Here is a 19,716-nt window from a genome sequence, read left to right as displayed (position 1 = left end):
TGATAGACAGGATAATTTAGTAACTATGCGTAGCTCTTTCTTCATTGGCTGGATCACTGCCGTTCTGCTTCTGGGATCGACCCGGCTGGCTCATGGACAAACGACGGCTGTACTGACCGGCTATGTAACGGATGCTACATCGGGAAAACCCATGCCGTTAGCCAACGTCTACGTCAATGGATCAATGCGGGGGGTAGTCACCGACGAAAAGGGCTTTTACACGTTGGCTGGTGTTCCGCTGGGTACGGTTGAAATAGCCGTTTCCTTCGTTGGTTACCAGCCTGTTGCCCAAAAAATCCGATTTGATAATGCATCCCCACAAAAAGCCAGTTTTCGGTTGGAACCCAGTGTGCAAATGCTGGATGCCGTCACCATACGGGGTAATCCAAAGGGCTGGGAGCGGCACCTGCGTCAGTTTAAAAAGCTACTCTTCGGCGAACCGTTTGGCGGACAGTGTGTGCTGGTAAACGGCGAGGTTCTCGATTTTAAAGAAGATAAAGGTCATTTGCATGCAACAGCGAATGAACCGTTGATTGTTGAAAATCAGGCGTTAGGATATCGGTTGATTTACGCATTGCAACATTTCGATGCCACTCCGTCAGGAAATGTTTTTTCGGCGGGTACGGCCCGTTTTGAAGAAGTAAAACCTGAGAACGAACGGCAGGCCAACCGGTTTCGGCGGAACCGGCTGATTGCTTACCAGGGGTCGATCAGGCACTTGATGGCCAGCCTGATTGATAATACGTTCGAGCAGGCCGGCTTTAAGGTTTATCAGGAAGATGTCACCCGGCTGATCCCCCCCGAACGCCGGACCATTACACTGGCCGCTGCGGTTGGCGACTACAAGCGTCTGATTCCCGTTCAGGTTTCTGCGTTGATTCAACCCGGCCGATTAGCGAACGAACGCCGGTTGGTTTCTCCCATGAAACTGATCGTATTCTATACAAATGCGGTTTCGAATTTCTCGCCCTATCCCGATGCCCGTTACGCTTATACGGAAATGAAACTACCGGGCGGTCAACTGCAAATGACCGTCAATGGGGTGATTACGATGCCGGAAGGGATGGAAGCGAAAGGATCGATGGGGAATGACCGGTTATCGACTATGTTGCCCGCCGACTGGAAACCCGAAGAGAATGAGAAGGAGTCTCTTCCAAACGGGCCCTTGGCTATGCAGGGGAAACTGGCCCCACCCGACTCCTGTCTGGGAGGAATCACGGCGGCTTTCAACGAGCGATTCAAGCTATTGGCTCCCAGCGTATTTGTACACATCGATAAACCCTTTTACGCTACGGGCGATCGGCTCTGGATGAGTACGTACTTACTCGACGCGGCTAGTCACCAGCGAGCCGGTGGCGAAACGGCCCTACAGGTCGACCTGCTTACGTCAACCGGCCAACTCGTGCAGCACCAGTGGGTACGGATCGTGGACGGTCGTGGCCAGGGGAATTTTCGCCTGTCGGATACACTCACGACGGGAACGTATCACCTGCGCGCCTATACCGATGAAGATGGTGCCCAGCGACGCCCCGCTTTCGAGCGATCTGTGGCTGTCTATAATCTGGTTCGGAACGGGGAATCTATCCGTAGTGATTCGGTTCCTCAGTCATTAGACGTTCAGATTTTGCCGGAAGGGGGGCGCTGGATTGCGGGATTGCCAGCGCGTCTGGGCGTAAAAATGGTTCAGCCCAATGGGCACGGTTCGTCCATCGTGGGACGGATTGTGGATGATTTGGGCGTAGAAGTCGTTCGTTTCAAGACCAACCAGCAGGGCATGACCAGTGTGTCGATGGAGCCAAAACCGCATCGGACGTATTACGCCGAAGTAGTGTATAACCACCAGCCGCAACGCGTGCCCCTGTCCAAACCTGAAACGGAAGGGCTGTTGCTTTCGGCCGATGCCGTTAGCGATACCACCCAACTGGCGTTGACCATCAGGAATTCTAACCGGGCCGTTAGCGACTCCGCGTATGTGCTGATTCAGCAGCATGGCCGGGTGGTCGATCAGCGAAAAATTCTCTTGCAAAATGGGGTGGCGAAGGTAAATTTACCCATGATGACCTGGTTGCCGGGCCTGGCGCAAATCACCCTTTACGATGCCAAGGCCAGGCCGCAAGCCGAGCGATTGGTTTTTGTGCCTGAGGTTATTGCGCCGGTTCGGGTGCGGATGGGTTTCAACAAAAACCGGTATCAACCCCGCGAACCGGTTACCCTGAGCATTACGCTGAACGATAATGGATCACCGGCCTCAGGTGCTTTGTCGGCGTCGATTACCGATGCCGGCCAGGTGCCTGATGATACCGCCGACGCAACGTTGCAGGCACACTTGTTGCTAACGGGAGAGCTTCGGGGACGGATCGAAAATCCCAATCGCTACGTTGAGAATCACTCGGCCGAAACCCGCCAGGCGCTGGACGACCTGCTGCTGACACAGGGCTGGCGCCGGGTGAGTGGCACGCCCGCTACGGATTCGCTGGGCGGAGTATCGCTCAGGGGCCGCATTTTGAATGCGAAAAATCAGCCCATTTCCGGCGCGCAGATTACTGTAGCGACGACAGGAACCGGGAAATCGTTCGTAAAATCGACGGGTGCTGACGAACAGGGGCGGTTTCGATTGGCAGAGCTGGCCATTACGGATACCATTCAGTTGATGACGCAACTCGCTGATCGTAAGAGAAATATTCTTTCTTCCAAGGAAGCTTTTCTGGTTCAGGAAAGGCCCGGCCAACAATGGGAAGCCAGTCAACTAACGAGTGCGCCCAACGGGTCGATGTTGCGCACACACCTCGAAGCAGTTCGAATCCGGCAGGGAGCAAATGCCGCTTTTTACCGGGATAAAACGACGAAAGTGCTGGAAGAAGTAACGGTTCGGGCGCGAAAAAACGAGGAGAGACCCGAGGACATTCAACGGCGTAGTTTGCACAACGAGGCTGATGCTGTTCTGGTGTTCGACGATAAATCGCCAACCTATTCGAATCTGTACGAAATGATTCAGGGTCGGTTGGCAGGTGTGACGATTACCCGGGAGGGAGCCGCGCAAGCGCATAGCTACAAGGTCTTTATCCGGGGTGTAAATAGTTTCAAAAGTGGAATGCAGCCCTTGTATTTGATCGATGGTATTCCCATTCAGGACCCTGATGGAACCGCTTTGATGCAATTCAATCCCGGCGATATTGAACGGGTCGAATTGCTGAAAAATGGGGGTATAGCCGGTATCTACGGGGTTCGGGGCGGGAATGGCGTGATTGCTTTTTACTCCAAAAGCAAACGTTCGATGCAGGGAAAAGCCAAACCCCAGGCGGGCATGACACCGATTCAATTCATTGGGTATCCGTCGGTGCAGCGCGAATTTTATGTTCCCCGCTATGATGCGGACGCAGCGACCGGCACTGTTTCTGGCCCCGCCGATTACCGGGACGTCTTGTACTGGAAACCCATGATGCAAACCGACGGTCAGGGGCAGAGCCAGCTCCGGTTTCCGTTATCGGATGTCGTCCGAACGGTACGCGTGGTGATACAAGGCGTTACGGCTGATGGTCGTCCGGTTTTGGGTGTTCAGTTGGTTCGGGTGCAATGAGGTGGCCGCTTGCTTGACCAGGCAGGAATGGGTTGATTGGTTTAATCGGGTAAAGCCTACTTTATCGTAAGCTACCGTTCATCTTCACAACGTAAGCGATACGGGCTGAGAGCGGGTTGCAGAGACAGGGCCGGTACTGTTGGTTCGTTCCTGAGCCGTATTATTGACCGTAAATGTCGCTTTGGCATCAATGTAATACGTTGTACCGGCGGTTAGTCCACTGATCTTTGCCTCTCCCTTTTTATCGGTGATTTTGCTCCCAATGGCAGCGGGCGAAGTGGTTGTGATGGAAGCTGCCTGCGTACGGCTGCTGAAAACGTAAACCGTTGCACCAGCCACCGGGTCAGAATTAAGATCCCTGACGGTGACGGTTAATTCCGTCGGAATGGTAAGCGTTAGGGATGCCGGTGTTGTTTGAACGGTTGTGAAGCTATTTACATTGGATTGACTGACGGTCACAGCCGTTGGGCTGGTAACCAGAAGGTCTTTTTTTCCGGCAAGGTAATAGTCACCCGCTGGAAGATCATAGAAAAAAACGTTTCCTTTTTCGTTGGTCGTCTTTTGCCGGATTTGCCCGGCGGGGGCGGTTCCGGCAATTGATTCGGCTTGTTCCTGGTTGATAAAGAGCAGGATATCGGCTCCGAAGATTGGCTGATTCGCAGAATTGACGGCCCTTACCTTGATTTTTCCGCCGGGGTATTGAGGCTCCAGCAGTAATTTAGGATCATTTTTGAAATCAGTATACGACATGACTTTTTCAAACTGGATGCCCTCTTTATTTTTGAACCGACCGACCACGTAAAAATTTTCGGTGGCAGGCTGATGGGAAAAGGTAAACTTGCCGTCTGAAACCGCGGTTGTGCTGATTAGGTAGGTGGTGGCACTGCCGGTCGCCGTCAGGTAAATGGTTGCTTCCGGTGCAATGACAATTGGCGCGTCTGTAAACGTATCATTGAGGTAAACGGTGCCATTGATTTCCCCGTCTTTATAAACGCTGTCTATGACGTCTTCAAAGTTAGATTCACACCCCAAAGTAAGACCCAATAATAAGCAGAAAATGAGGTAGATGCCGGTACGCATGGCCTTTGAATGGATTAAAAGATTGAAATCAATTTGGTAACTACATTCGGATCAATGGCCAACCCAAAAAACCAGCGGCCTGTCGGTACATCATATTCGCGACTGATCTGGCCATTCCTCAGGTCGTATCCTTTTCGAAAGAACAGATTGCCGCCACCCTGCACGCTTAATCCCGGTACGATGTCAATGCCCGCACCCAGAAAATAGTTTTTTAGGAACTTGTGGGTGACCCCTAGTCCGCCGGTCAGAAAGAGCTTACCCAACACACTGTTTCCCCGGGGGAAATTATACTCTTTATCGGCGGTATTTTTGATAAACCGGGTTCGGGTAGCGGTTCGGGTCAGATTACTTGGCCCCAGGTACCATTTTACCCCCACCACCGCTTCAAAATTGTCGATGCCGGTGTCCGTGCGGAACTGCCCGGTGGCGTTGTCGAAAACAGATACAGTCCGTGATCCGAACACGTAATTAATGCTGACCGATGGCCAGAAACGAACCGTGTGATAGGTTTTATAACTGCCGGTAGCGACGGGTTTTTCTTTTCCGGCTTCAAAAATGTCGTAGCTTATGTCATTGGTGCCTTTTGCGGTCCGGCTCTCATTAATAAGCACATCTTCCGATCGTAAAACCGGCTCCTGATTGGCTTTTTTCCGGGCGAATTCAGTATAAGCGATCTGTAGATCGTCAATTGGGGGTTCGGTTTGTTCCATCAACCAGCGGATTAATGAGCTGGAAGAATCGAATATGGCCAGTTGATCAGTACAACTATTTTTCGCTTCTTCAGCCACTCTTAGTTTGTCTTTCCGTTCATTTATCAGCATTTGTAACGCTTCATTAAATTCGGCGTCCGAAACGGGCTTTGCTTTATTGTTTTCGAGTCGGATGGCCGCATTTAACTTATTCTTATACTCTAGCGGATATTTCAGGATACACGACAGTTCGTCCAGTTGCTGTGCGTCCGACTTTCCATCCAGCAAGGGAGCCAGCAGTTCCCGTAACTTTTCGACGATTAGCGCCTGGCGGGCATTTTCCACTGGTGCTCTGACCCCAGCCTGGTCATCAACTTTTAGAGAGCTGTCGCCCAGGTTTCCGACCGTGCGGATCGTATTTAAAATACCGCTGAGCTGATTGAACAGCGCGGAAATCGCGTTGCTGTTGACGAGTGCCTGGGTGAATGCACCGGCAAATTCATCCGTCTGCACGTCGATCTCGGTGCGAAGCTTCGCTTCTTTCACGACTTCTTTGGCCGATACCTTTCTTCCCGAAGGGATATTGTGTACCAGGCCACGCAGCGCATCTTTTTCAAAAACCAGATCGGGTAGTAAACCATCCGGTTGCATGGTGGCGTAGTTGCTTTGGGCGTCATAATGCGTCATCCAGTTGATTTGTGGACAGTCGGACGCATACAGTACGATTTCGTTCAACACGGTTTCGGTCTGAGCGGTTGATTTTAACCAGTCTTCGTACGCTTTCTGTCGCACGGGCGCTTTTTCTTTCTCCTGGCGCAATTTTACCAGAACCAGCGTCAGTTCGGAAATAGCCGGTTTCAGGGTGTCCAACATGTCCTTGATCACGGTTGATTCACAGCATTTGTCCATGAGGGCCTGATAAAGCCGGAGGGTGGCTTCGGCCGAAGCCAGTTGCCGATCAATTTCAGCATTGGCTTCCGTGGGCGAGGTGACGCCGAACGGATTCAGGACTGGATTTCCACCCGTGTACCAAAGCCAGTGATTTATCCACTTTTCGTTTGATTTGATCACCTGATACGCGATCGAACAGAGTTGGATCTGGGTCCGCTGAATCGAATCAAGGTACTGACAGCGTTCATTTTTTAACTTTTCAAGTAACCCGGTATTTTCGGGGCCGCAACATTTCTTCTTTTCCTTCAGTGCCTCGATCGTTACATTCAACTGGCGGATACGGGCTTCGTACCGGGCGTAAATGGGGTAAAGTTCATTGACGATAGGTTTATATCGGCTCCAATCCGCATACTTGTTTTTGCTGCTGTCGTATTGCTCCTTAAAAAAAGTATTGTCAACGTGCTTCTTAACTATTTTAATGGCGGTTTTTCCGGCTTTTGAAAACTTGATTTCACTCTGGTTATTGTCTGGCTTCGGTAGGTTAAATGACGGTCCATTTCCGACCTTAATCGCGTAGGTAGTCTCCTTTTCCTGATCAATAACCTTATTAAAATTAGTTATATCTGTGTTGATACTATTTGACTTTTCTAGGAATAGCTCTTTTAAACAAGCAGGTATTTCTGCCAGCTTGTTTTCTTTCAATTTGGTTTGTAGCTGCGTCTTCTGTTTTATTTTGTCATCCTGAATAACGAGGATTAAAGCTGAGTCGCGGGCTATGAAAGTAGGCAAGGGCGAAAGGAGCAATCCCCCACTGCTGACGGTTAGCGTGTCAGGTTGCTTTGCTTTATCAGAATTTTTACACCCTATGCATTGGGAAAAAAGCGGTTGGGCGTGATGAAGAAAGAGGGTAAGTAGCAGGCAGGCATAGCGTATCATGGCAATAGGCGGTTTTGTTACTGTAAACTGTCTTCAGGTAATACCGTAGGAATAATAGACAGCATGGTGCCTAACTCGAGGGAATCTTCCGCAGAAATCAATTCACCACTTTCGGCCAGTTGGAGTAGGTTCGGAAGCGTGTATGCTTCGGCGGCATTCATATCCACGACATACCCCATATCTTTTAGGCTGCCTACGGTGACCCGGCTAAGCGGGTTGTTACCCATGTCAATGAATCCGGTCATCAACTCATTCCGGAAGATAGGCTCGCGCCAGTGGGAGTCTTGTGTACCGGGACCATGTTGATTTTCGACCGGAACGGGAGCGGGGCCGGTGCCTTTCAGTTGGCCGTACTCAAACATGGCCAGGGTACCGGTAAAGGTTGGATTCGTGGTTCCAGCTCCTTTCAGAAGCCCTTTTCTAGTCCAGATGGTACCGATTCCGAGGACGTGCCCCATCTCATGCGTAATTACGTGAGTCAAGCTGCCGTTATTTTCCATATTTTCCAGGTCGGCCTTATCAAAGGTCATTCTGCCTTTAGCCGGTAGAAAAGCAGCAACCCCCGCATTGGCCGGGCGTAAGTGGGTTGGGCCTGCCTGTCCCAGAATGCCACCTGATCCGTCAATATCAGAGCCTTCTGCCAAAATCAATACATCATCGATGTTCTCGCCGTCCACCTTAATCGTCGGTAAATCACCGACGATGACACTGCTCCAGCGGTCGGCTGCGGCTTTAAAGGCGTTTTTCTGGTTTTCGGTCAGCCCACCTAAAAACCGTACTTCAATGGTAAAAGGGGAGGTTGAATTGGCTAATGCCTGCGCTAAGTTCACATCTGCTTTTGCAAAATAGGATTCGATCACAGTGGCTTTCTGCTTTTTCATGGGATAGCGTTTTTAGGATTAATGAGGATTAATAAGATCAGGAATTCTGAAAATCAGATTTCTGCCCGATAACGGCCTACTAGGTCACTGCCATCATACGCCCTGATTTCCAACGGTCGGCGCGTTTCTGCGGCCGTTGACAGCGTAAATGCCGTTTGATTTAGCTTGATGTCGATCGATTCAATCGGGCGTTCTGCCACGTAGACATCAATCCGTGTGATTCCCTGAACTTCGACGGTGAAACCGACCTGGTTTGTGGCAAGCTTCTCGGATCTGGTTTTCAGTTTTCGCACCGGCAGGGTAGACAGGATTGCCCCGGCCCGATTGATGAGATCCTGGTTTTTATTGAGTAAGTCATTCCTGGTCAGAAAGTGACGTTCGTCCGGTATGACACCGAAATCTTCCACCGGTGTTCCAGCCCGCCGACCTACACGTAAGGTTCGACGAACCGCTACCCGCAGGCTGGTGCCTTTCGGCAATGGCTTATAGGGAGAGTCTGCCCCCGTCAGAAGCTGCGAAAAAATAGTGTGGGTCCAGACATTCGCTCCACCTGCCCCCGTAGTTCCGTCTGTCCCGAGCACCGGGCCAATATTGTGGTCTTGAAACCCGGCCGCAAAAATGTCAGTCGTACTGTAGCAGAGTGAATCGACGATGAGCACCACCGGGCCAAAATACCGCTGTCCTATTTGGTTACAGGCCCTGGTTTCGGAGATGGGAAAACCGGCCGAAAAGGAAGCTCCCGATTGAAGCGCTTGCTTTAAAGACTCAATCCAGGGGTCTAATGCCACTTCGCGGGGCGCGTTTCTGCAAATCATGAGATTCAGGGGAGTATTAATGAATTGCACGGGTTCAGGCTCGATCGGGCGGGGCGTCAGTAACTGAAGAAGAAATTCTCCATTCATAATGATACCTCCACCATTGCTCCGGACATCCAGCATCAGACCCTCTTCCGGCAATAGCGTAATCAGCCGCATAAACTCGTTAATAAATCCCGGTACGTCCTGGTGACTAAACGTGAAGATTCTCAGGTAACCGAAAGTGCCGGATGGTGTCGTTACCGTTCGTGCCTGGAATATATGGGGAAGTGTACTATCAAGATCCGAAAGAGTCTCTCCGCTGGCCAGTTTAACGGCAACCTGCTTTTGGGCCTTTATAACTTGTGGTGCAAATAGGGCTTTTCGCATTTGCTGAATGAGATCCTGTTCCAGATCCAGCCCCGTTGTCATCATGTGCGCCAGATCTTGCTGGCGACTGTCTACTTCGGTTGCAGTCGGTAATGGAGGATTCACCATCCAGTCGAATCGGATTTCCTTAAGTTCACCATCGACTGTCCGGTAGCCGACAATAACCCATTCCTCACTCGGTGCAGCGGCAATAATCAGTGCCCTGGTCGTCAGAGTTTGCACCCCTCTGGCCAGACGTGCTTCCCGGTTGCTGCCTGCATAGCGGGCTGCATTGTTCAAAACCGCTTTTTCAATGGGCATTCCATTCCAGTAGACCACCTCTACCCCCGGACCGAAGGTTGGATGGCTAAACCCTGGAGAGACGTGCGAGACAAGGTAACGTCGCTCTTTGCCCTCAAAATAATCTTCCACCATAAACGGAAGAAACGCTGTCATATTCCTGAACGGATCCGGTAAAAGGTAATTGGTGTGGAGATCCCGGAGCGACATAAATATGTCGGTCATTTCGTGGTGAAATTCGGTTTCGGGCGGCATGCTCGTTTCTTCACCGAACTCAAGGGTCTGTAGAAGTAGTTTAAGTCGTTGGACGGGATCAATTGCGTGCATTGCCCTTTTCAGGGGCAGGTGAGCGTAGTTTTGTTCAATAAGCAGGAGAGCCTGCCGGACAACCGTCTTACGATCTTCCAGATTGAGCGTGCTTGAAGAGGAGAGAAAAACCGGGAGGCTGGTTGCTCTTTCAAAATGAGTGCGTACCGACGAGTTCATTTTTTGAAGATAAGCCGGCCGTTTAAATGGAATGGTTTCTCTTTTCATTGTAAACACAAGTAGCTATTTATGGATCAAAATTGCCACTTGAGTCGCACGCATTCAAGGTGAAAATACTCCTATTAATCAGGGGAATTTCCCGGATTTATACGAACTTCGGGATACTTAAAGTGAAAATTGTATTCTGAAGAATTCGACGTCCCTATTCATGAGGAGTCAGTTTGATGGTAAATGGAAATTGATCATGTAAAACCTGAAACGGTATGAGACGAATTACCTCGACATTCCTGACTTTAGCTTTTTGCTCATGGTTACAAGCTTGTGACAAACCCGGCTGTGGTTGTGCCCCTCCCTTAAGCTCAGAGTTAATGGGGAAATGGGAGTGGATTAAAACCGTGACACCAACTCAAGTAATTACTCCCCAAACCATGGGATACCGCCGTATTCTTCAACATGAAAATGATGGAAATGTCGATTATGTTGCTTTCTATCAAAATGACTCTTTGTATTTGAAGCTGGTTCGATCCCGCAATTTTAATCAGGAAGACAAAGACCGACGGACCATTTTAGAAAACTTTGGGACCCATCAAATGAAGTATTTTCTAATTGGAAGGGATTATCGTGTGACCCGGGAAATGCAAACCAGTGATCTCATGAAGACGTACACCGAACAAGCAGATACCGTCCGGCATTTTTACAAATATGCTGGACGGTGATGTGGCTTTTTTATCAACTCAACCTTTTATCGCTGGGAAGACTGATTTTAAAAAATAATTGGGAGAGGGCTTAGAAAACGAAAAACCCCCTCTACGCTACGTAGAGGGGGTTTTTGCACTAGTTCGTGAACCCGAAGGGATTCGAACCCCTATCGTCGGTACCGGAAACCGAAATTCTATCCATTGAACTACGGGTCCATTCGCGGGCTACTGCCCGTTTCGGGTTGCAAATATAGTGATTGTTACGCCTTTTTCGCAAGCCCGGCTTTTTCTTTTTTATTCATTTGCCCCTTTTTTCGGGTGCGTTGGCACCTTTCTCCCTCACTTACAGCAACTTCATGGTGTCGTAATCGCCCACCGCGTGGAGGTATAAAAAGTGAATCAGCAACCCGTTGATGTTGGTGATGAGCTTGTGGGCTTCGGGCAAGGTCGTCACGGCGGTGGTGATGCGTTCGAATTCGGAGGCTACGCCCATGTCCTTGTGGTGAAAATCCATGATTTGCTGGCGCGGCAGTTCGCGTTCGACAAAGAAATAATGCATGGCTTCGTCGCTGGTGCCCGTGCTCGGAAACCAGAGCCGGTTGTTGAGTTTGGTCAACTCCTCCGGTTTGACGTCCAGACCAATTTCTTCGCCCACCTCGCGGGCGGCCACCTCCTGCGGGTCATCGGCCGCGTCGACCATACCCGCCGGGTGTTCGTAGGTGTGGGAGCCGTCGCAGATCCGCCGTTGGCGCACCAGCACCACGTATTTGTCTTTCGTTTCCTGGTCGATCAGGCACACCAGCACCGACGCTGCGTGGCCTTTCAGAAACAGCGCGGGCGGTATTTTGTCGCCTTCCGGTGTGTTGGCATCCACTTCCAGCATGGCGAAAAGCACCTCGCCGTTGTGGCGTCGGCGGATGTAAAACTCGTCTATTTTATTGATAATCAGTCCATTGGTTTCGGCCTGTTGTTTCCAGAACCGGTATTTGGGCGCATCAGCCAGCGATTCTTTTTTCATATTTATTCGTTTTGGAGGGATTGTTTTCGGTTATTGCGACCCGGCAAAGTGTCCGTACCGCATCCGATATGCAAGTAACAAACCCTTTTTTAAAGTCCGGCAAATTTTAATTCAGACCAGATCTTTTGCTGTTTTCTACCGCCTTGCCAAAACAAAAACGAGTTGTTTTTGTAAAAACCGGTTTAAATCGGGGGTCAAATTTCGGAAACGTGTATATTTGCCATTCGCCATAGCTTGTAGTTTACAGATTCAATGACGTATTGTTTAGGTATCAAAGTAGCCTCCGGCTTAGTCGCCATTGCCGACACCCGACTTACCTCCGGCTCCGAAGTTTCGAGTAATCGTAAGATTTCGGTTCACGAACTGGAAAATCACTCTCTGTTCATCATGACCTCCGGTCTGCGCTCCGTCCGCGACAAGGCCATCACCTACTTTCGGGAAGTGATAGGGGAGAAAGACCGGTCCTTCAACAAACTGTATAAGGCAGTGAATGCCTTCGGTGAGCAGGTCAGGCGCGTGGCCATTGAAGATAAAGCCGCGCTGGAAGCGTCCGGCATGCACTTTAACCTGAACGCCATCGTAGGCGGGCAACTGGAGGACGACGAAGAACACAAACTTTTTCTGCTCTATCCGGAAGGAAACTGGGTGGAAGTGGACCACGGTTCTCCGTTCAAGATCATTGGCAATTCGGGCTACGGAAAACCGCTTTTGTACCGGAATCTGACCTACGAATCCTCCCTGCAGGATGCCCTGAAAATGGGCTTTCTGGCCTTCGATGCCACGCGGGTCAGCGCCAACGACGTGGATTATCCACTCGATGTGGTAGTATACGCGAAAGATAGTTTTCACCTGACCGAGCACCGACTCGAAAAAGAAGATATGGAAGGCGTGTCGAACCAGTGGAGCGCGTTACTGAATAATTCAGTTCGTAAACTCCCAACGGCCTGGATGAATCCCATATTTGACAAAATACTCTAATTCGGAAAGCCACGCGTTAACCACCTCTACGCACCAATGAAACTTCGGGTAAGGCACGAACTCCGGTATGATTACTCCGCAGCGGTATCCCTGGAACCGCACACGCTGTATTTATACCCCAAAATTTACCCGCACCAACGGTTAAATAGCTACAAATTACACATTGACCCGCTGCCCAGCAAGCTGGTCAGTAATGTCGATATCGAAGGCAACACGCAGCAGGTGATTTATTTCACCAGCCAGACCAATTCGCTGGTTGTCAGGGCCGAAACAGAAATTGAATCGGACCTGTATAACGCCTACGACTTTTTTCTGTTTCCGTTCGAAACGCAGCGCATCCCGTTTAATTATTCGGACGCCGACCGGAAAATGCTGGAACCGTATCTCGAACGAACCGCCGTCACCACGCTGGTGGAGCAATACGCGCGGCAGATCGCGTCGGAAGCCAAATGGCAAACCGTACCGTTTCTGTCGCACCTCTGCACGACGATCTGCAATAATTTTGTGTACGAAACCCGCGATGAAGGACCGGCAACGTCCGCCGAGATGACGCTGATTTCACGCAAAGGCTCCTGCCGCGATTATGCCGTGCTGTACATTGCGGCCTGCCGGAGCATTGGACTGGCCGCCCGGTTCGTGAGTGGGTATCTGTACGGAAATCCGCAGCAGGACCACGAACTCCACGCCTGGGCTGAGGTGTATTTGCCCGGTGCGGGCTGGCGCGGTTTCGATCCGACGGAAGGCTCGGTGGTCATCAATCACCATGTTTTTCTGGCAGCTTCCTTTTTTCATGATCGCCTGGCCCCTTTAGCCGGTGCGTTTCGGGGGCAGGCCCGCTCGACCATGACGACGACCGTTTCGATAACCGGAACGGAATAGACCGAGGATCGGAAAAAGAAGTTATCTTTGTTTCAATGGCTGCGTGGTTGGAAATGGGTGGATGGTTAAATGGATTATGCATTCGTTTGTACTTAGTAATCATTTAATAATCAAGCCGTTCAATAAATAAAACCATTTATACGTAAACCATTCAGTATATTCATTATTTCTTTCAACGTGGCATTAATAAAGTCGATTTCCGGAATTCGTGGAACCATTGGTGGGCGTAGTGGCGATGGCCTTACACCCCTGGATGTAGTGAAGTTTGCAGCAGCGTACGGACAGTGGGTACGGCAACGCCATCCCGATAACCGTACGGTCGTGATTGGGCGGGACGGTCGGTTGTCGGGTGAAATGGTTTCAAAACTGGTAGCTGCCACCCTCCAGGGGCTGGGGCTGAATGTGATTGATCTGGGTTTATCGACTACGCCAACGGTTGAACTGGCCGTGACGGGCGAGAAAGCCGCCGGGGGGATTATCCTGACGGCCAGCCACAATCCGATTCAGTGGAATGCACTCAAGTTGCTAAACGAGAAAGGTGAATTTATTTCCGAAGAAAACGGCACCGATGTGCTGGCAATGGCCGAATCGGAAGCGTTCGACTTTGTGGACGTCAAGAAGTTAGGTTCTTACCGAACCGACGACACCTGGCTTCAGAAGCACATCGATGCCATTCTGGCCCTGCCGCTGGTGGACAAAGAAGCCATTGCGGCCCGAAAATTCAGGCTCATCGTCGACGCCGTCAATTCAACCGGCGGTATTGTCGTTCCGATGTTGCTGGAAGCCCTGGGCGTGGAATCGATTCAGCGGCTGCACTGCGAACCCACGGGTCAATTTGCCCACAATCCGGAACCGCTGCCCGAAAATCTGCGCGACATCATTGTCGAAATAGAGAAAAACGAATACGATCTCGGCATTGTTGTTGATCCCGATGTCGACCGGCTGGCGCTCATCTGCGAAGACGGTTCTCCGTTTGGCGAAGAATATACGCTGGTAGCCGTGGCGGATTATGTGCTGAAAAACCGGTCGGCGGATCAAAAACCGGGCAATACGGTTTCGAACCTGTCGTCGACGGTGGCCCTGCGCGACGTGACGCAGAAATACGGTGGAAAGCATTCGGCTTCGGCGGTTGGCGAAGTCAATGTGGTGGAAATGATGAAGGAAGTCGATGCGGCCATCGGTGGTGAAGGCAACGGCGGTATTATCTATCCGGATCTGCATCTGGGCCGTGATGCGCTCGTGGGGATTGCTCTTTTCCTGACGCACCTGGCCAAATTTGGCAAATCGGCATCGATGCTGCGCCGGACGTACCCGAATTATTACATTTCCAAAAACAAAATTGAATTGACGCCCGACATCAACGTCGACGCGGTGCTGGACCGGATTAAGGCCAAATATGCCAAAAATCCCATCAATACCATCGACGGCGTCAAGATCGAATTCGACAAAGAGTGGGTGCACCTGCGCAAATCCAATACCGAACCCATCATCCGGATTTACTCTGAATCCGATACGCTTTCAACGGCGGATTACCTGGCCAATAAAATCATTTCGGATATTAAAGAAGTGATTGCCGCCAAGTTATAATCGAAACTTCCCTCAACCTTTAGAAATTGTCCCCAACCCCCTAAAGGGGGCTTTACAATACGGGCTTCCAAAGCCCCCTCTAGGGGGTTGGGGGCAATTTCTAAAGGTTGGGGGCAATTTCTAATTTCGTACCTTTGTGGTGTATTACACAACATCACAATGCGCGCCTACTTTGACAATGCCGCCACCACCCGACTCGACCCGGAGGTGCTGGAAGCCATGCTTCCGCTCATGACTGAGGAATTCGGCAATCCTTCTTCGATTCATTCCCACGGACGGAAAGTCCGGACGGCCATCGAGCGGGCCCGGAAAACTGTCGCTACGCTGCTCAACACGTCCCCGGCCGAAATTTTCTTTACCTCCGGCGGAACCGAAGCCGATAACACCGCCATCCGCAGTTCCATCGAAACCTACGGCCTGACGCACGCCATCACGTCTCCGCTCGAACACCATGCCGTGTTGCACACGCTCGAACACCTTCATAAGCAGGGCGCGGTTACGCTGAATCTGGTGGAAGTGGATGAGGAGGGGCGCATCAATCTGGCGCATCTGGAAGAATTGCTCCGGGCGAATCCCGGCACCCTCGTATCGCTGATGCACGGCAACAACGAGATCGGCAACCTGCTCGATCTGGAAACCGTGGGCCGTCTCTGTCAGGAACACAAAGCGGTTTTTCACTCCGATACGGTACAGACGATGGGCCATTATCGGCATGATTTACAGCAGCTTCCGGTCGATTTTGTCGTCGGTGCTGCCCATAAATTCCACGGCCCCAAAGGCGTCGGTTTTCTGTACGTCAATGCGCATACCAAATCCGGTCGCGGCCCGATTCATCCGTTTATTCACGGCGGTTCGCAGGAGCGCAACATGCGGGGCGGAACCGAAAATGTCTATGGAATTGTGGGCCTGGCCAAAGCGCTGGAAATAGCGTATGCCCAGATGGAAAGCCACCGGCAGTACATCGAAAGTTTGAAAAGCCGGATGATCAGTCAACTGCGCGAACGGCTGGATGGCGTATCGTTCAACGGGCTGTCGGCTAATCTCTCCGAAAGTTTGTATACGGTTTTGAACGTCGGTCTGCCGTCGTCCGAAATGAGCGACATGCTTTTGTTCAACCTCGACATTGCGGGCATCTCCGCTTCGGGTGGCAGCGCCTGCACCAGTGGGTCTAACCTCGGCTCCCACGTGCTTTCGGCTCTGCCCCACAACGATGCCGAGCGGGGCGCCATCCGGTTTTCATTCAGCAAATACAATACTGTCGAAGAAGTGGATTACGCCGTCGATACGCTGGTCGAGCTGTTCAAACGCGAACAAGCGGCTGTGAAATAAGAAGTTATTAATTATAAATGAAAAATGATGAATGCTAAATGTAAAAGTGGTTGGCCTATTCAACTTTTACATTTAGCATTCATCATTTTTCATTTATAATTAATGTGAATATTCGTTATTACTCCATTCCCAAAACTTCTTCCTTCCTCAGCGGGTTACTATTCCTGTAACCTAAAAAAACCACCATGCAGTCCCGAACGTGTCTGATTACTGGTGCCAATTCCGGCATCGGGAGAATAACCGCATTAGAATTAGCTAAAAAAGGTTTCAATATCATCATGCTTTGCCGAAATCTGGAAAAGGCCCGGCCCGTTCGTCAGGAGATCAAGAGCGTCAGCAAAACCGGCTATGTCGATCTGCTCTGGTGCGATCTGGCCAGCCAGTCGTCGGTGATTCAAGCCGCCCGGGAAGTCATTGACCGCTTCGACCGACTGGATGTTTTGATTAACAACGCCGGTTTATATATTGAAAAAGAACAATATACATCTGAAGGCATTGAGCTAACCTTTGCCACCAACCACCTGGGGCCGTTTCTGCTGACCAATCTGTTGATCGACCTGCTTCGGAAAGGAACCAATTCCCGCGTCATTACGGTCTCCTCCGAAGCGCATCGCTGGGATCGGGGTTTCAAAATCGATGAACTGGCCCAACCTCGGCATTACGAAGGCATGAAAGCCTACGGAGCCTCGAAGCTGTGTAATATTCTGTTTGCCAACGAATTAGCTGAACGTCTGGCCGATGACGGCATCACGTCCAACAGCCTGCACCCCGGCGTGGTGAAGACCAATTTTGCCCAGAATTACAGCAACCTCAAAGGTTTACTTTTTAACTTGGCACGGCCTTTTTTCATCAGCCCGGAAGAAGGCGCCACAACCGGTATTTACCTGGCCTCGTCGCCCGAAGTAGACAAAGTGACGGGTTTGTATTTTGCCAAAAACCGCCCCAAACCGCCCAGCGAAGCCGCCCAGAGCCGGTTCAATGCCACGAAGCTCTGGACGCTGAGTGAGCAGTTAACCCACCTGAAAAAACACCAGGTAACGGTTTAAGTCAGCGCATTCAACGCTTGTTCCAGATCGGCGATCAGATCGTCGGCGTGTTCAAGTCCAACCGAAATCCGCAGTAAGTTCTGGGGTGTCGTCGTGTTCGGGCCTTCTACCGACGCCCGGTGTTCGATCAGGCTTTCGATTCCGCCGAGACTGGTGGCCCGGGTAAAAAGCTGGACACGACCTGCCACCGTCATGGCTGCGTCGGAACCGCCTTTGATCTGAACCGACAGCATGGCCCCAAACCGGGTCATCTGCTTTTGTGCGATGGCATGGCCCGGATGGCTTTCCAGACCCGGATAATGAACCGCTTCAACGGCAGGATGCTGGTGCAGGAATTGTGCCAGTTGCAAAGCCGTCGCCGATTGTGCCTTCACCCGGGTGGTCAGGGTTTTGATGCCGCGCAACAGCATCCAGCAATCGAACGGAGCCGCAACGGCACCGCCCAGGGTTTGATACCGCCGAACGCGCTGGTAGAAATCACCGTCTTCCCTGAAAATCAACGCGCCACTCAACACGTCGCTGTGGCCGCCGATGTACTTGGTCGTGGAGTGCATCACCACATCGCAGCCGAGATCGAGTGGGCGTTGCAGAATCGGCGTTGCCCACGTATTGTCGCAGGCACACCACGCCCCGGCCTGGTGCGCCAGATCGGCAATGGCCTGAATATCGGCTATTTTCAACAGCGGATTGGACGGCGTTTCAATCCAGATCAGGCTGGTGTTTTCGTGGATGGAACTGCGAATGGTCTCCAGATCCGTAAAATCGACGCGGGTGTAGGTCAGCCCCCAGGGATGAAAAAGCTCTTCGAGCAGGGCCGGGGTTCCGTGGTAAGCATCATCGCCGAGAATGACATGGTCGCCCGGTCGCAGGGCCAGCAGCAGGGTCATCGTGGCAGCTTGACCGGAGCTAAAGGCCAGTCCGGCATAACCGCCTTCCAGTTGAGCCAGGGCAGTTTCGAGCAAATCGCGGTTTGGGTTGCTGGCCCGGCTATAAATGTGTCCGTGTGGGAACGAGCCATCGGCTTCCCGTTCGAAGGTGGTGCTGAGCGAAATAGGGGGGACGACAGCTCCGGCGTTAGCGTCGGCCATACGACTTTGGTAGATGGCGAGTGTTTCAGGATGCATGGGATTTCTAGTTGTGTACGAAAATAATTTAGCGAAAAGCCTTCCCGATTTTTTTATACAAAAGATGGCTTTTGTACTTTACCGCAAGTTTCCATCGGCCAATAACTGGCGGAAATATAACTAACCCGAATTATGATCAAAGCTGAGGGCATGCTTCGCGAAGGCGCGTTGAAAGATAAAACAATTATTGTTACGGGTGGGGGTACGGGGTTGGGGAAATCGATGTCCCGGTACTTTCTGCAACTGGGTGCCAATGTGGTCATTTGCAGCCGAAAATTACCCGTTCTGGAAGCCGCTGCCGCTGAGTTGATGGACGAAACGGGCGGACAGGTGTTGCCGCTGGCCTGTGATGTGCGTAAACCGCTGGAAATCGAGCAGGTGATTGCCCAAACCGTCGAACGATTTGGCCGGATCGACGCGCTGCTAAATAACTCCGCCGGAAATTTTATCAGCCCAACCGAGCGGTTATCCTACAAAGCGTTCGACGTGGTGGTCGATATCGTGTTGCGCGGGACGTACTATTTCACGCTTGCGGTCGGGAAATATTGGATTGAAAATAAGATTCCGGGAACGGTATTGAACATCTCAACGACCTATGCCACAACGGGTTCCGGTTACGTTGTTCCTTCCGCCGTCGCCAAAGGTGGAGCGTTGATCCTGGTCAAATCACTGGCGGCCGAGTGGGCGAAATACGGTATTCGCCTGAATGCGATTGCGCCCGGCCCTTTTCCAACCAAGGGTGCCTGGGACCGGCTTTTCCCCGAACCGCTGGTGAAGATGATGGACCCCATTAGCCGTATTCCGCTCAAACGGGCTGGCGAACACCAGGAACTGGCGAACGTGGCTGCTTATTTACTGTCCGATTACTCCGCATACATCACCGGCGAGTGCATTACCATCGACGGCGGGGAAGTGCTGTCGGCGGGGGAGTTCAATCACCTGGAAAGCGTGACCCCGGAACAATGGGATGAAATCGGACAGGCGATCAAGGAGTCTAATAGGGCTGGGAAGGAGTAGTTCTTGTGTGAAACCCTGACAGCGATAAAGCCCTGTC

At 51.4% G+C, this 19,716-nt stretch carries 14 protein-coding genes and 1 tRNA gene; 8 read left to right on the top strand and 7 right to left on the bottom strand.

The genetic code is table 11. The features are described from left to right. The first annotated feature begins 25 nt into the window (after window positions 1–25). Window positions 26–3,577 carry a carboxypeptidase regulatory-like domain-containing protein gene (locus ACS5NO_RS19290; RefSeq protein ID WP_439416657.1) on the top strand — a complete coding sequence of 1,184 codons (3,552 nt, stop codon included), beginning with the start codon at window positions 26–28 and terminating at the stop codon, window positions 3,575–3,577. A gap of 84 nt (window positions 3,578–3,661) precedes the next feature. On the opposite strand, the gene ACS5NO_RS19285 is transcribed toward ACS5NO_RS19290, so the two are convergent. The 4 genes from ACS5NO_RS19285 to ACS5NO_RS19270 all read right to left on the bottom strand — a co-directional run bounded on the left by ACS5NO_RS19285 (window position 3,662) and on the right by ACS5NO_RS19270 (window position 10,051). After that, a complete protein-coding gene (locus ACS5NO_RS19285; protein WP_439416656.1) occupies window positions 3,662–4,657 on the bottom strand; it encodes a hypothetical protein in 996 nt (331 codons plus the stop codon). A 14-nt stretch (window positions 4,658–4,671) separates the two neighbouring features. Next, window positions 4,672–6,567, bottom strand: a complete 1,896-nt coding sequence (locus ACS5NO_RS19280) for a hypothetical protein (RefSeq protein ID WP_439416655.1) — start codon at window positions 6,565–6,567, stop codon at window positions 4,672–4,674. A gap of 623 nt (window positions 6,568–7,190) precedes the next feature. Further along, complete coding sequence (locus tag ACS5NO_RS19275) at window positions 7,191–8,054, bottom strand: leishmanolysin-related zinc metalloendopeptidase (protein ID WP_439416654.1); 864 nt, start codon at window positions 8,052–8,054, stop codon at window positions 7,191–7,193. A gap of 53 nt (window positions 8,055–8,107) precedes the next feature. After that, window positions 8,108–10,051, bottom strand: a complete 1,944-nt coding sequence (locus tag ACS5NO_RS19270; protein ID WP_439416653.1) for a S41 family peptidase — start codon at window positions 10,049–10,051, stop codon at window positions 8,108–8,110. 215 nt (window positions 10,052–10,266) lie between these two features. Between ACS5NO_RS19270 and ACS5NO_RS19265 the strand changes: the two genes are divergently transcribed. After that, complete coding sequence (locus ACS5NO_RS19265) at window positions 10,267–10,719, top strand: hypothetical protein (protein WP_439416652.1); 453 nt, start codon at window positions 10,267–10,269, stop codon at window positions 10,717–10,719. 126 nt (window positions 10,720–10,845) lie between these two features. On the opposite strand, the gene ACS5NO_RS19260 is transcribed toward ACS5NO_RS19265, so the two are convergent. Together ACS5NO_RS19260 and ACS5NO_RS19255 are read right to left on the bottom strand one after the other, a co-directional pair. Beyond that, window positions 10,846–10,917: transfer RNA gene (locus ACS5NO_RS19260), tRNA-Arg, on the bottom strand. Between the two features lie 127 nt (window positions 10,918–11,044). Next, on the bottom strand, window positions 11,045–11,719 hold the full coding sequence (locus ACS5NO_RS19255; protein WP_439416651.1) for an NUDIX hydrolase: 675 nt from the start codon (window positions 11,717–11,719) through the stop codon (window positions 11,045–11,047). Between the two features lie 252 nt (window positions 11,720–11,971). Here ACS5NO_RS19255 and ACS5NO_RS19250 point away from each other — a divergent pair, with 252 nt between their 5' ends. The 5 genes from ACS5NO_RS19250 (at window position 11,972) to ACS5NO_RS19230 (ending at window position 17,538) form a co-directional block, all read left to right on the top strand. Then, window positions 11,972–12,697: a proteasome-type protease gene (locus tag ACS5NO_RS19250; RefSeq protein ID WP_114406081.1), complete on the top strand. Its 726-nt coding sequence runs from the start codon at window positions 11,972–11,974 to the stop codon at window positions 12,695–12,697. A 36-nt stretch (window positions 12,698–12,733) separates the two neighbouring features. After that, entirely contained in the window at window positions 12,734–13,576 is an 843-nt protein-coding gene (locus ACS5NO_RS19245) for a transglutaminase family protein (RefSeq protein ID WP_439416650.1), read from the top strand. A gap of 177 nt (window positions 13,577–13,753) precedes the next feature. Continuing rightward, window positions 13,754–15,163: a phosphoglucosamine mutase gene (glmM, locus tag ACS5NO_RS19240; RefSeq protein ID WP_439416649.1), complete on the top strand. Its 1,410-nt coding sequence runs from the start codon at window positions 13,754–13,756 to the stop codon at window positions 15,161–15,163. 159 nt (window positions 15,164–15,322) lie between these two features. Then, window positions 15,323–16,492 (top strand): cysteine desulfurase family protein, encoded by a 1,170-nt coding sequence (locus tag ACS5NO_RS19235; RefSeq protein ID WP_439416648.1) that lies wholly within the window; start codon window positions 15,323–15,325, stop codon window positions 16,490–16,492. Window positions 16,493–16,677: 185 nt separating this feature from the next. After that, entirely contained in the window at window positions 16,678–17,538 is an 861-nt protein-coding gene (locus ACS5NO_RS19230) for an SDR family oxidoreductase (protein ID WP_439416647.1), read from the top strand. On the opposite strand, the gene ACS5NO_RS19225 is transcribed toward ACS5NO_RS19230, so the two are convergent. Then, window positions 17,535–18,662: a trans-sulfuration enzyme family protein gene (locus ACS5NO_RS19225; protein ID WP_439416646.1), complete on the bottom strand. Its 1,128-nt coding sequence runs from the start codon at window positions 18,660–18,662 to the stop codon at window positions 17,535–17,537. The two genes, ACS5NO_RS19230 and ACS5NO_RS19225, sit on opposite strands and share 4 nt — an antisense overlap. A gap of 132 nt (window positions 18,663–18,794) precedes the next feature. Between ACS5NO_RS19225 and ACS5NO_RS19220 the strand changes: the two genes are divergently transcribed. Then, the gene (locus ACS5NO_RS19220) at window positions 18,795–19,679 is read left to right on the top strand and encodes an SDR family oxidoreductase (protein WP_439416645.1); all 885 of its coding nucleotides are present in this window, start codon (window positions 18,795–18,797) and stop codon (window positions 19,677–19,679) included. The last annotated feature ends 37 nt before the right edge of the window (window positions 19,680–19,716 follow it).

It is taken from the genome of Larkinella fluvii (genome assembly GCF_051857545.1).
In the GTDB taxonomy this organism is placed as follows: Bacteria; Bacteroidota; Bacteroidia; order Cytophagales; family Spirosomataceae; genus Larkinella.
This window is presented reverse-complemented; position numbering and strand designations above follow the sequence as displayed.